Below are 12953 nucleotides of genomic sequence, written 5' to 3' on the forward strand. Positions count from 1 at the left end.
GTGCCAGGGCAGCCGGCCGAGCGGCGCGGCGGCGCGGCGGCGCCAGTCCCGGCCGTGCAGCGCGGCGGCCAGGACGTCGTCGGCGTTGCCGGCCTGCTGGCGCAGGCTCGCGAGGTCCGCGGCGGGGCGGACGGGGTGCACGGCCTGGTGCTCGCCGCGCACGAGCTCCCAGCCCGCCGCGCCGACGCGCAGCGCGAGGTCCGCGTCCTCGCGGAACGCGCGGGGGAAGCGCTCGTCGAACCCGGCCACGGCGAGCAGCGCCTCGCGGCGGTAGGCCATGTCCGCGGTGATCCAGGCGGCCGTCTCCAGGCCGGCGGTCCCGCGCTCCCAGTCGGTGGGGCGCCGGTCGGCGGGCAGCGGGACGGTGATGCGCCCCTGGCAGCCCCCGACGTCGGGCAGGCACTGCTCGAGGTCGCGCACCAGGTCGCGCGACCACACGGGCGGGACCTCGACGTCGTCGTCGACGAAGGCGACCCACTCCGAGGTGGTGCGGCGCCAGCCCGCGTTGCGCGCGGCCGCCGGCCCGCGCCCGCCCGAGCGCACCAGCCGGACGCGCAGGCCCCGGGCGCGGGCGCGCTCGACCGCGCTCGCGCAGGGGTCGTCGCCGGGGTCGCGCCGCGGGCGGTCGTCGACCACGACCACGAGGTCCGGCGGTGGTCCCGACTGCGCGACGAGGCCGTCGAGCAGGACGGCGAGGCTCGGGCGGCCCACGGTCGGGACGACCACCGAGAAGGTGGTGCCCGCGCCGCCCGTGCCGGCGTCGCCGGGACGCCCCGGCGCGAGCTCGGCGACGGCCCCGGTGGCCGTGCTCACGCTCCGCCCTGGACCAGCCCGGCCCGCCGCACGAGGTGCGGGCCGAGGACCAGGACGTCGACGGGCGCGGAGCCGAACAGCTCCAGCGCGTCGCGGGGGTCGTCGACCATGGGGCGCCCGGCCGTGTTCAGGCTGGTGTTCACGACGACCGGCAGGCCCGTGCGCTCCTCGAAGGCGCGCAGCAGCGCGGCCACCTGCGGGGTGCGCTCGTCGTCGATCGTCTGGATGCGCGCGGTTCCGTCGACGTGGGTCACGGCGGGGATGCGCGGGCGCCACTCGGGTCGCACGTCGTGGACGAACAGCATGTAGGGGCTGGGGAAGGGGCCGTCGGCGAAGATCTCCTGCGCCCGCTCGGCGAGCACCATGGGCGCGACGGGCCGGAACTGCTCGCGGCCCTTGACGTCGTTGAGGCGCTCGAGGTTCTCCACGCGCCCCGGGTGCGCCATGAGGGAGCGGTGGCCCAGCGCGCGGGGCCCGAACTCGGAGCGGCCCTGGAACCACGCGACGACGCCGTCGGCGGCCAGCACGTCGGCCACCTCGCCCGCCAGGTCGGTGGGCGTCGTGTAGGGCACGCGGGCCCGCTGCAGCCAGCCCGCGAGCTCGTCGTCGCTCCACGAGCGGCCGAGCGCGGCCGAGGTCATCGGGGCGACGAGCTCGCCCTCGTCGGCCGAGACCTGAAGCGCCGCACCGAGAGCCGTGCCGGAGTCCCCCGCGGCGGGCTGCACGAAGATCTCCTCGAACGGCGTCTCGCGCCAGATGCGGGAGTTCGCGACGCAGTTCAGGGCCGTACCGCCCGCCATCGTCAGGACGCGGTCGCCGGTCTGCGCGTGCAACCACGTCGCGAGGTCGACGAGCGTGCGCTCGAGGGCCTCCTGCACCGAGGCCGCCAGGTCGGCGTGGTCGGTGTCGCGGCGGGGGTCCCACTGCTCGCCGTCGACGAGCCGCGGCGCCCACCGGCTCCAGTCGGGGGCGCGGGCGACGAAACCCCCGTCACCCGTCGCGTGGACGAACTCCGCGATCTCGTCGGCGAAGCGCGGCTTGCCGTAGGAGGCGAGCGCCATGACCTTGTACTCGTCGGAGGAGTGCAGGAACCCGAGGTGGCTCGTGAGGTCCTCGTAGACCAGGCCGAGCGAGTGCGGCAGGCGCTGGCTCGCGAGGACCTCGAGCGACCCGCCCGTGTAGCGGCCCGCGAGGTGCGAGACCTGCTCGCCGCGGCCGTCGACGGTCAGCACGCTGCTGCCGCCCGCGCGGGCGGCCTCGGGCGAGGCGAGCGCGGCGGAGGCCGCGTGCGCCACGTGGTGCGGGACGAACCGGACCTTCGCGCGGTCCAGGCCGGGGAAGGCCGTGGCCAGCGCCTCGGGCGCGCGGCGCGCGTAGTCGGTGCGGATCGCGTCGTCCGGGTCCCCCAGGTCGAGCTCCGAGGACGGCAGCACGAGCGCCGGGTCGTAGGAGTACCCGACGAGGTCGACGTCGCCGATGCTCAGCCCCGCCTGCTGCAGGCACGAGCGGATGGCCAGCTCGGGCAGCTCCCACGTCGAGTAGGGAACGGGCCGCTTGCCGTGCTTGCGCCGGCTGAAGCGCTCCTCCTCGGCCGCCGCGACGATCCGGCCGTCGACCACGAGCGCGGCCGCCGGGTCGTGGAACACGGCGTTGACACCAAGGACGCGCATGGCGACGGACCTCCGGCAAGGGGGTGCGGACGAGGGGGCGCCCGGGTCTGGAGCGCAGATGTTGCAGTCGGTCGAAGATCTTGCCCCGACGTCCGCGTACGTTGCCAGACTCGGACCTCGATCGCCCGCCGAGGGCCCGCCCGGCGCGTCCGGGCGACCCTCCTCTCGCCGCCGTGGCGCGCGTGCCCGATCATCGACGGGACCCCGACTGCGACCACCGATGCCACCCGGAGGGTTCCGCGTGCCCCACGTCGTCCTCCCCGCCCGGCTCTCGGCGGTCCCCGACGCCCGGCACTGGGTCGCGGCCGAGTGCCGCGACCGGCTGAGCCCCGCCGAGCGCGGCGTCGTCGAGCTGCTCACGAGCGAGCTCGTGGCCAACGCGGTGCTGCACGGCGCGCGGGCCGCCGGGGACGGCCGCGAGCGGGCCGTCGAGGTGCGGGTGGACACCGCCGGCGGCGTGGTCCGGGTCGTGGTCCAGGACGGCAACCCCGACCCGCCCGTGCTGCGGCACGTGGGGGCCGAGGCGACCGGGGGGCGGGGGGTCGCGCTCGTCGACGCGCTCGCCACCCGCTGGGGCTACGAGCCGCTCCCGTCGCCCGGCGTCGGCAAGACCGTGTGGTTCGAGCTGGCCCCACCGTCGGCGCGTGCGGCCACCTCCGCCCAGGAAGGCACCCCCGTGCCCGCGCTGCCCGCGGGCTTCCCCGTCGTGCCCTGGGAGGAGACCGCCCTGGGCGCGGTCGGCGCGTGGACCGACGGGCTGCGCTCAGCCGTGGACCTGGCCCTGCAGACCCGGTTCCCGGTCTGCCTGTTCTGGGGTCCGGACCTGTCGCTCGTCTACAACGAGGCCTTCGTCCCGCTCATCGCGGACAAGCACCCGGCCGCCCTCGGCACGCCGGCGCGCGAGGTGTTCCCGGAGATCTGGGACCGCATCGGCCCGCTGCTGCAGGACGTCCTGGACGGCGCGGGTCCCGCGTACGCGCAGGACGAGCGGCTGCTGATGGACCGCCACGGCTATCCCGAGGAGTGCTTCTTCACCTTCTGCTACTCCCCGGTGCGCACGGGGCAGGGACCCGTCGAGGGCGTGCTGGACATCGCGATGGAGACCACGACGACCGTCGTGGACCGCCGCCGGCTGGACCTGCTGAGCCGGCTCGGCGACGTCCTCGCCGCCGTGGAGGACGTCGGCGACGTCGTCTCGCGCGCCCTGCCGCTGCTGCGCACGCAGCAGGAGGACCTGCCGGCGGTCGGGCTGCGCCTCGACGGCCTGGCCGCCCCCGACGACGGGGAACCGCGGCTGCCCGGCCGCCCCGCGGCACCCACGACCGGCCGCGACCTCGTCCTGGAGCGCACCCCGCACGGCACGGTGGCGTGGCTCCCGCTCACCGCCGGCACCGCGGCGCGCTCCGGCGGGGCGGCGCTCGCGGTGCTGCTCAGCGAGCACGTGCCGCCCGACGAGCGCTACCTCGACTACCTGCGCCTCATCGCGGGAGGCGTGGCCCAGGCCCTCGCACGGCTGGAGGTGCGCGCCGCCGAGCGCCGGGCCTCGGCCTTCGAGCGCGGCATGGCGGAGTCGCTGCAGCGCAACCTGCTCGAGCCCCCGCCGCAGCCGGACCACCTCGAGATCGGCGTCCGGTACCTGCCGGCCGCCGACCACGCCCGCATCGGTGGCGACTGGTACGACTCCTTCCTCGTCCCGGGCGGGGCCCTCACCGTGCTCGTCGGCGACGTCGCCGGGCACGACCGCGAGGCCGCCGCGGCCATGGCGCAGGTGCGCAACCTGCTGCGGGGCGTCTCCTTCACGCTGCAGGAGCCGCCGGCCGCGGTGATGTCGGGGCTGGACCGGGCGATGCGCGGGCTCGGCGTGGACATCGTGGCCACGGCCGTCGTCGTGCAGATCGAGCAGGATGAGGCGGCGGCGGCCGCCGGGACGCACACGGCCCGGTGGACCAGTGCCGGGCACCCACCGCCCGTGCTCCTCGGCGCCGACGGCAGCGCCCGGCTGCTGGAGACGAGCCCGGACCTCCTGCTGGGGGTCGAGCCGACCCTGCCGCGCGCGGACCACCTCGTGGACCTCCCGCCCGGAGCGGGCCTCGTGCTCTACACCGACGGGCTCGTGGAGCGCCGGGGGGAGCCGTTGCAGGAGGGGCTGGAGCGGTTGCGCCGCCTCCTGGAGGGGGCGGAGGACCTGACCGCGGAGCAGGTGTGCGACCGGGTCCTCGGGCTCGTCGCGGACGGCCCGCAGGACGACGACGTCGCCCTGCTCGTCCTGCGCGCGGACCGGCAGGACCGGCGCGACGCGGGCTGAGGTCAGCGCAGCTCGGCGGTGCTCGGCGGCCGCCCGAGCTTCACCGGCACCAGGGCGATGAGCACCCCGAGCACGGCGGCCACGGCGTGCAGCACGTTCACGGGCCAGTTGAGGTTGAGCGGGTTGCCGACGGGGTCGTCCGCCACGACCGAGCCGTACGCGTAGAGAGCGGCGCACGCCACGAACAGGAGCAGGCCGTAGGCCCGCGCGCGACGGCGACCGGTGTACGCCGCGACGCCCAGCAGGCCCAGGACGAGGTGCACCGCGTTGGACAGCGGGTTCACGGCGAACCCCACCACCTGCTGCTGGTGGTTCGAACCGGTCGGGTCGGAGAACCCCGAGACCACGAACCCGCCCACCGCGAGGAGCAGGAACAGGACGCCGGCGATCAGCGAGAGGTACTGCCCCGCCGTCCGGTGGGGGACGTCGCCGACTTCTGCGCCCGACATGCTGAGGCTCACCGCTGCGTCGTCTCCTCGCTCGTCCACCGGTGGGCCACGCGGCCCACCACGTCCCCTCTGCCCCCGCGGGCCGCGCGCAAACCCGGCGCCCGCCACCGGTCGTGCGGGCGCGCCCGTCGCCAGCGCGCGCGGGCCGGCGCCCCGCGGCTTAGCGTCGGGGCATGGCTACCGACCTCTACACCGCCGTCGTCACGAGCAGCTCGGGCACCGCCCGCTCCGACGACGGCGCCCTGTCCGTCTCCGTGCACGAACCCACCGCGCTCAAGGGCACGGGGGAGGGCACCAACCCCGAGCAGCTCATGGCCGCGGCCCTGGGCAGCTGCCTGCTCGAGTCGCTGCGCATCGCCACCAGCAGCACGGGGGGCAGCGTGGACGACGTGAGCGTCGAGTCCCGCGTGACCCTGGTGGAGGACGAGGGCGCCGGCTACTCCGCGCGGTACGCGCTCGCCGTCTCGCTGCCCGGCACCGACGACGCGGACGCCGTGCTGCAGCAGGCCCTCGCGATCTGCCCGTTCACCAAGACCGTCGACCCCGCCGTCCTCGACGTCTCCGTCGCCGCCTGACGCCCGGCCCGGGCGGCGGGACCGCCCGGGCGCGCCGGCGCCGGGCGTCACGTCAGGGCGCTCAGCAGCCCCGCGGCCAGCACCCCGCCCGCCACCACGACGGCGGCCGTCGCGAGCACCACCCGCGCGGTGAGGGCTCGCGCGACGAGCACGGCCGAGGGCAGGCTGACGGCCGGCAGCACCACCAGCAGGGCACCGACCACCGCGCCGCCCGCGCCCACCGCGGCCAGTCCCTGCGCCACCGGGACCTCACCGGCGGTGGGGACGACGGCCAGCGTCCCGAGGACGAGCGCGGCCAGGAGCGCCGCGGCGCCCCAGGACTGCGCCGACGCCCCGAGCGGGAAGAGCCAGCCGCTGAAGGCACCGACGCAGAAGACGACCAGGGCGTACTCGAGGCCGACCACCACGGCCGTGCGCAGCAGCGCCGGGAGGAAGCGGCCCGGGCCCTCCGGCCCGGCCGGCGGCGTCCCGGTGGCGGCCGCGACGGCGTCGACCGCGGGCTCCGCGAGGCGGTCGCGGGTCAGCCGGGCGACGAGCACGCTGCCGCCGACGACCACGAGCACGCCGACGACCAGCCGCGTCGCCACCCACGGCCAGGGGGCCACGAGGGCCAGGAAGACGAGGACCGCGGGGTTCAGCAGCGGGTTGCCCAGCCAGTAGGCGACGACCCCGGCCGTCGGCACCCCGCCGCGGCGCAGCGCCGAGGCGACGGGCGCCGTGCAGCACGTGCACATCATCGACGGCGTGGCGAGCAGGCCCCCGACGACCGCGCTGCGCACCTCGCCCCGGCGCCGCATGACCCCGAGCAGCCACCGCCGGGGGACGAGCGTCTGCACCGCGGCCGCCAGCACCACGCCCGCGACGAGGGCCTTCCAGACGGCGCCGCCGTAGGCGAGCGTGAAGCGCCCGCCCGCGGCGAGGCTGGGCGCGGAGCCGGGCTCGACCCCCGCCGCGGCCGCGATGACGCCGCCGGACCACGTGCGGGTCCCCGCGAGCTCGGCGACCCGGGCGGCGTAGGGCTCCCACTTGGCCCAGGTCAGCAGCCCGGCGGCCAGGACGAGGAACGCCGCCGTCGACAGCACGGCGGCCGTGCGGGTCGGGCCCGCCGGCGCGGCGCCGACGTGCGGGACGGGGGTGCCGTCGAGCGGGGCAGCGGGCACGGGACGCGTCCTCCGGGGTGGGCGCGGGCGCCGGTCAGCTCGACGCGCCGCGGTCCCCGGGAGGCTAGCGGCGGTGCGGCGCAGTAGCCTCCCCGCAGGACGGCGTGGTGCTCGACGCGACGGGTGCGCGTCCTGGCGGAGCGGGGGAGTGCGCGTGGGTGTGCGGACCTTCATCGAGGGCTGGCCGGTCTACCGCCAGCTCACGGGGAACGACCCCCTGGGACGCGGCGCCGCGGCCCAGTCGGCGCGGTCGAGGTCGCTGACCCCGCGCACGGCCGAGGCGGACAGCGTCGCGAAGTCGGTGTGCCCGTACTGCGCCGTCGGCTGCGGCCAGCGCGTGTTCGTCAAGGACGGCCGGGTCACGCAGATCGAGGGCGACCCGGACAGCCCGCACTCGCGCGGCCGCCTGTGCCCCAAGGGGTCCGCGAGCGAGCAGCTCGTCAACGGTGACCAGCGCGTCAGGACCGTGAAGTACCGCCGGCCCTACGGGACCGAGTGGGAGGACCTCGACCTCGAGACGGCGATGGAGATGATCGTCGACCGGACGATCGAGGCCCGTCGCCGCGGCTGGCAGGACGCCGACGACCGGGGCAACCGGCTCAACCGGACGATGGGGATCGCCAGCCTGGGTGGGGCCACGCTGGACAACGAGGAGAACTACCTCATCAAGAAGCTGTTCACCGCCATGGGCGCGATCCAGGTGGAGAACCAGGCCCGCATATGACACTCCGCCACGGTGCCCGGTCTGGGTGCCTCGTTCGGTCGCGGTGGAGCCACCGGTGACCTGCAGGACCTGAGCAACGCCGACGTCATCGTCATCCAGGGCTCGAACATGGCCGAGTGCCACCCGGTCGGGTTCCAGTGGGTCATGGAGGCGAAGGCGCGCGGGGCGAAGGTGATCCACATCGATCCGCGGTTCACACGCACGAGCGCGCTCGCGGACTCCTACGTCCCCATCCGCTCGGGCACGGACATCGTGCTGCTCGGGGCGATCATCAACCGGGTCCTGACCCAGGAGCGGGACTTCCGCGAGTACGTCCTGGCGTACACGAACGCCTCGTGGCTCGTCAGCGAGGACTTCGAGGGCCCCGAGGACCTCGACGGGCTGTTCTCCGGCTTCGACTCCGACACGCGCTCCTACGACACGGCGTCCTGGCAGTACGCGGGCGCCGAGGAGGACGGCGACGAGCAGGAGGAGACGGCCGAGTCCACCGAGAGCGAGTCCGGGCACGCGATGGGCGCGGGTGGTGCCTCGGTGGACCACGAGTCCATCCGGCGCGACGAGACCCTGCAGGACCCGCGCACCGTGTGGCAGGTGATGAAGCGCCACTTCTCGCGGTACACGCCGGAGATGGTGCAGGAGGTCTGCGGCATCCCCACCGACCTCTTCGAGGAGGTCGCCGAGGCCTGGATCACCAACTCGGGCCGCGAGAAGACGGGCGTGCTGGTCTACAGCGTCGGCTGGACCCAGCGCGGCACGGGCGTGCAGTACATCCGGGCCGGCGCGATCCTGCAGCTGCTGCTCGGCAACATGGGCCGGCCGGGTGGCGGGGTCATGGCCCTGCGCGGGCACGCCAGCATCCAGGGGTCCACCGACATCCCGACGCTCTACAACCTGCTGCCCGGGTACCTGCAGATGCCGCACGCCACGCGGCACCCGAGCCTCGCCGCGTACGTCGACGCCATCAAGGGCGCGAACCAGAAGGGGTTCTGGGGCAACGCCGACGCCTACACGGTCAGCCTGCTGAAGGCCTACTTCGGCGACGCGGCGACGGCGGAGAACGACTACCTCTTCGACGCGCTGCCGAAGATCGACGGCGACCACGGCACCTACGGCCAGGTCATGGACATGATCGAGGGCGGGAAGATCTTCGGGTACTTCCTGCTGGGCCAGAACCCCGCGGTGGGCTCGGCGAACGGCCGCGCGCAGCGCCTCGGCATGGCCAACCTCGACTGGCTCGTCGTGCGCGACCTCGTGATGATCGAGAGCGCGACGTTCTGGAAGGACGCGCCCGAGGTCGAGACCGGCGAGATCGTCCCCGAGCAGTGCCGCACCGAGGTGTTCTTCCTGCCCGCGGCCTCCCACGTGGAGAAGGAGGGGACCTTCACCCAGACGCAGCGGCTGCTGCAGTGGCGGGAGAAGGCCGTCAACCCGCCGGGCGACTGCCGCAGCGAGCTCTGGTTCTTCTACCACCTGGGCCGCCGGATGCGGGAGAAGCTCAGCGGTTCCACCGACCCGCGCGACCGCCTGCTGCTCGACGTCACCTGGGACTACCCCGTGCACGGCGAGGAGCAGGAGCCCAGCTCCGCGGACGTGCTCAGGGAGATCAACGGCTACGACCTGACCTCGGGCGAGCTGGTCCCGGGGTTCACGGCCCTGAAGGCCGACGGCTCGACGTCGAGCGGGTGCTGGATCTACTCGGGCGTCTACGCCGACGACGTCAACCAGGCCGCGCGCCGCAAGCCGGGCCGCGAGCAGTCGCTGCACGCCCCGGAGTGGGGCTGGGCCTGGCCCATGAACCGGCGCGTCCTGTACAACCGCGCCTCGGCCGACCCCGAGGGCCGGCCGTGGAGCGAGCGCAAGGCGCTCGTGTGGTGGGACGAGGACGCCGGTCGCTGGGTGGGCGACGACGTCCCCGACTTCGAGGTGACGAAACCGCCGTCGTACCGGCCGCCCGAGGGCGCGACGGGCGTGGCGGCCATCGCCGGCGACGACCCGTTCATCATGCAGAGCGACGGCAAGGGCTGGCTCTACGCGCCCAAGGGCGTCGTGGACGGCCCGCTGCCCGCGCACTACGAACCGGCCGAGTCCCCGTTCCGCAACACCGTCTACACGCAGCAGCAGAACCCGGCCCGGGAGCTGTACACGAACCACCTCAACCAGGTGCACCCGTCGCCGCCCGAGCGGGGCAGCGAGGTGTTCCCGTTCGTGTGGGTCACGTCGCGGCTCACGGAGCACCACACGGCGGGCGGCATGAGCCGGTACCTGCCGTACCTCGCGGAGCTGCAGCCGGCCCTGTTCATGGAGGTCTCGCCCGAGCTGGCGGCCCTGCGCGGGCTGGAGCACCTGGGGTGGGCCCACGCCGTGACGGCCCGCGCGGTCGTCGAGGCGCGCGTGCTGGTCACCGACCGGCTGGCGCCGCTGCGCGTTCAGGACCGCGAGGTGCACCAGATCTGGATGCCCTACCACTGGGGTGCAGGCGGTCTGACGACGGGTGACGTGGTCAACGACCTCGCCCACCTGACGCTCGACCCGAACGTCCACATCCAGGAGTTCAAGGCGGGGACGTGCGACGTCCAGCCGGGGCGGCGCCCGCGCGGGGCGGCGGTGCTCGACCTCATCGACGCCTACCGCGTCCGCGGTGGCGTGACGATGTCCTCGGGGTCCGTCGCGGTCACGGCCGAGCTGCTGCACCCCGACGGCAAGGACCGCGGGGAGCAGGCGATGGCCGGGGCGACCGGGACCGGGACCGGCCACCGCGCGGAGGACATGGAGAAGGTGCTCAGCGTGAGGCACGACATCCGCTCCCGGCCGGGGGACCCGCAGCAGCACGGGGTCCCCGCGGTGGTCATCGACGACGATCCCGACACGAGCCTGGAGGGGAGCTGATGGTCCCGCGCACGGTGTCCCCCAACAGCTTCTCCGGCCGCCTGGACGACCCGGCGGGCAACGCCGGGTACGACGCGCCCCCGCCCCGCAAGGGGTTCTTCACCGACACGTCGGTCTGCATCGGCTGCAAGGCCTGCGAGGTGGCGTGCAAGGAGTGGAACATGGTGCCGGAGGACGGCATCGACCTCCTCGGCATGTCCTACGACAACACCGGCGGCCTGGGCGCCGACTCCTGGCGCGCGGTCGCGTTCGTCGAGCAGTCCCGCCCGGTGGGCAACGTGACGGGTCCCTTCGCGGGCGCCGCGACGGGTGGCACCTCCGAGGCGCTGCAGCAGGAGACGGTGGCCGCCGGCCTGGACGTGTTCGAGGAGGCCTCGCGCCTCGGCACGGGGCTGCCCGAGGGCAGGCCGGTCGCCGACCTCGCCGCGGCGGCCACGGGTGCGCCGGGCGCCCAGGGCGACGGGTGCGGGTGCGGCGCCGGAGGCGGCGGCTGCGGCTCCGCCCCGCCCGCCCCGGCGGGGACGGCCACCGCGCCGGAGCGGAGCGGGCAGTTCCTCGGGATGCCGGGGATGCTCGCGCCGGCCCCGCTGCCCGACCGGGAGGGCCGGCAGGACGTCCGCTGGCTGATGATGTCCAACGTCTGCAAGCACTGCACGCACGCCGGGTGCCTGGACGTGTGCCCCACGGGTGCCCTGTTCCGCACCGAGTTCGGCACCGTCGTCGTCCAGCAGGACGTCTGCAACGGCTGCGGCTACTGCGTCTCGGCGTGCCCGTACGGCGTCATCGACAAGCGCGAGGGCGACGGCCGCGCCTGGAAGTGCACGCTCTGCTACGACCGGCTCGGTGCCGACGAGACCCCGGCGTGCGCCAAGGCGTGCCCGACCGAGTCGATCCAGTACGGCGACCTCGACGAGCTGCGCGAGCGCGCCGAGGCGCGCCGCCGGCAGCTGCACGACGTCGGCGTCACCGAGGCCCGCCTCTACGGCGAGGACCCCGACGACGGCGTGGGCGGGGACGGGGCGTTCTTCCTCCTGCTCGACGATCCGGAGGTCTACGGCCTGCCGCCGGACCCGGTCGTGCCGACGCGCGACCTGCCGTCGATGTACCGGCACATGGCCGTGGCCGCGGGCGCCATGGTGCTCGGGGCGCTCGTCTCGGGGCTGGGACGCCGGTCGTGAGCGACGCCCAGGCCTTCGCGCGCAACCCGCACCCCGACGCGGACCCGCGACGCCGCCAGAACCAGGAGCCGCACCCCTCGCGGCAGGGCGGGCAGTCCCACCACGACCCGGTCGGCGGTCAGGCCGCGCGGATGTGGGAGTCCGGGATGGGCCGCCGCGACGCCACCCACCGCGCCGGCGGCGACGGCCCACCCGACGGCGGCCGGCCCCGCGAGCGCGGCGGCGGGGGCAAGCGCCGCCGCGGGGACGTCAACGCGGTCGTGCCGGACGCCGAGTTCCGCTCCTACTACGGCCGGCCCGTCCTCAAGCGCCCGGTGTGGACCCACGACATCGCGTACTACCTGTTCTCGGGTGGACTGGCCGCAGGGTCCTCGATGCTCGCGCTGGTCGCCGACGCCCGCGGTGACGCGACGGCCCGGCGCAACCTGCGGCTGACGTCCCTCACCGCGGTGGGCGCGAGCGCGTACTTCCTCATCGTCGACCTCGGCAAGCCCGAGCGGTTCTACAACATGCTCCGCGTCGCCAAGGTGACGTCGCCCATGTCGGTGGGCACCTGGATCCTCACGGGGTTCGGCCCGCTGTGCGGCGCGGCCGCGGTCGCGGAGGGCGCCGTGCTCCTGCCGCGGCGCGGGGTGTGGGGGCTGCTGCGGCGGGTGGCGCCGCCCGCCGCGTCCGTCGCCGGGGCCGGCGCGGCGCTGTTCGCGCCGCTGCTCGCGACCTACACGGCCGTGCTGTTCGCCGACACGGCCGTGCCGTCGTGGCACGAGCCGTACCGCGAACTGCCCTTCGTCTTCGCGGGCAGCGCCCTGGCCAGCGGCGCGGGCGCCGGGCTCCTGCTCGCGCCCGTGGCCCAGGCCGTCCCGGCGCGGCGTGCGGCCGTCGTGGGCGCGTGCGTGGAACTGCTCGCCGCGCACCGCATGGAGCACGACCACGGCCTCGTCAGCGAACCGTTCCGGATCGGCCGGCCCGGCCGGTTCCTGCGCGCCGCGCGCGCCCTCACCGTCGCGGGGGCCGTCGGCGCCGCCCTCGGCCGCCGGTCGCGCGTGGTGTCGGCGGCGGCGGGGGCCTGCCTGCTCACGGGCTCCTTCCTGACCCGGATGGCGGTCTTCGAGGCCGGGATCACCTCGGTCGAGGACCCGAAGTACGTCGTCGTGCCGCAGCGCGAGCGGGCCGACGCCCGCGCCGCCGCGGAG

General features: G+C 75.4%; 8 protein-coding genes and 1 pseudogene. 5 read left to right on the plus strand and 4 right to left on the minus strand.

The window, feature by feature from the left end; genetic code table 11:
- A partial coding sequence (locus tag GTR02_RS14080) for a glycosyltransferase (protein WP_166608125.1) occupies positions 1 to 813 on the minus strand: 813 nt, incomplete at its 3' end.
- Complete coding sequence (locus GTR02_RS14085) at positions 810 to 2483, minus strand: carbamoyltransferase family protein (RefSeq protein WP_166608126.1); 1674 nt, start codon at positions 2481 to 2483, stop codon at positions 810 to 812. The genes GTR02_RS14085 and GTR02_RS14080, both read right to left, overlap by 4 nt.
- Before the next feature lie 241 nt (positions 2484 to 2724).
- On the opposite strand from GTR02_RS14085, the gene GTR02_RS14090 reads away from it, so the two are divergent.
- Positions 2725 to 4788: a SpoIIE family protein phosphatase gene (locus tag GTR02_RS14090; RefSeq protein ID WP_166608127.1), complete on the plus strand. Its 2064-nt coding sequence runs from the start codon at positions 2725 to 2727 to the stop codon at positions 4786 to 4788.
- Positions 4789 to 4790: 2 nt separating this feature from the next.
- Here GTR02_RS14090 and GTR02_RS14095 read toward each other — a convergent pair whose 3' ends face one another.
- Positions 4791 to 5249 carry a DUF4383 domain-containing protein gene (locus GTR02_RS14095; protein ID WP_166608128.1) on the minus strand — a complete coding sequence of 153 codons (459 nt, stop codon included), beginning with the start codon at positions 5247 to 5249 and terminating at the stop codon, positions 4791 to 4793.
- Between the two features lie 161 nt (positions 5250 to 5410).
- Between GTR02_RS14095 and GTR02_RS14100 the strand changes: the two genes are divergently transcribed.
- On the plus strand, positions 5411 to 5812 hold the full coding sequence (locus tag GTR02_RS14100) for an OsmC family protein (RefSeq protein WP_166608129.1): 402 nt from the start codon (positions 5411 to 5413) through the stop codon (positions 5810 to 5812).
- 47 nt (positions 5813 to 5859) lie between these two features.
- Here the strand turns inward: GTR02_RS14100 and GTR02_RS14105 are convergent, their stop codons facing one another.
- On the minus strand, positions 5860 to 6972 hold the full coding sequence (locus GTR02_RS14105) for a permease (RefSeq protein WP_205709267.1): 1113 nt from the start codon (positions 6970 to 6972) through the stop codon (positions 5860 to 5862).
- 154 nt (positions 6973 to 7126) lie between these two features.
- Between GTR02_RS14105 and fdh the strand changes: the two are divergent.
- The 3 genes and pseudogenes from fdh to nrfD all read left to right on the plus strand — a co-directional run.
- A pseudogene (gene fdh, locus GTR02_RS14115) lies at positions 7127 to 10375 on the plus strand (formate dehydrogenase); the annotation flags it as partial.
- Positions 10376 to 10581: 206 nt separating this feature from the next.
- Positions 10582 to 11760: a 4Fe-4S dicluster domain-containing protein gene (locus GTR02_RS14120; protein ID WP_166608133.1), complete on the plus strand. Its 1179-nt coding sequence runs from the start codon at positions 10582 to 10584 to the stop codon at positions 11758 to 11760.
- A partial coding sequence (gene nrfD / locus GTR02_RS14125) for an NrfD/PsrC family molybdoenzyme membrane anchor subunit (RefSeq protein ID WP_338073811.1) occupies positions 11757 to 12953 on the plus strand: 1197 nt, incomplete at its 3' end. The genes GTR02_RS14120 and nrfD, both read left to right, overlap by 4 nt.

This window comes from Kineococcus siccus (genome assembly GCF_009906795.1).
In the GTDB taxonomy this organism is placed as follows: domain Bacteria; phylum Actinomycetota; class Actinomycetes; order Actinomycetales; family Kineococcaceae; genus Kineococcus; species Kineococcus siccus.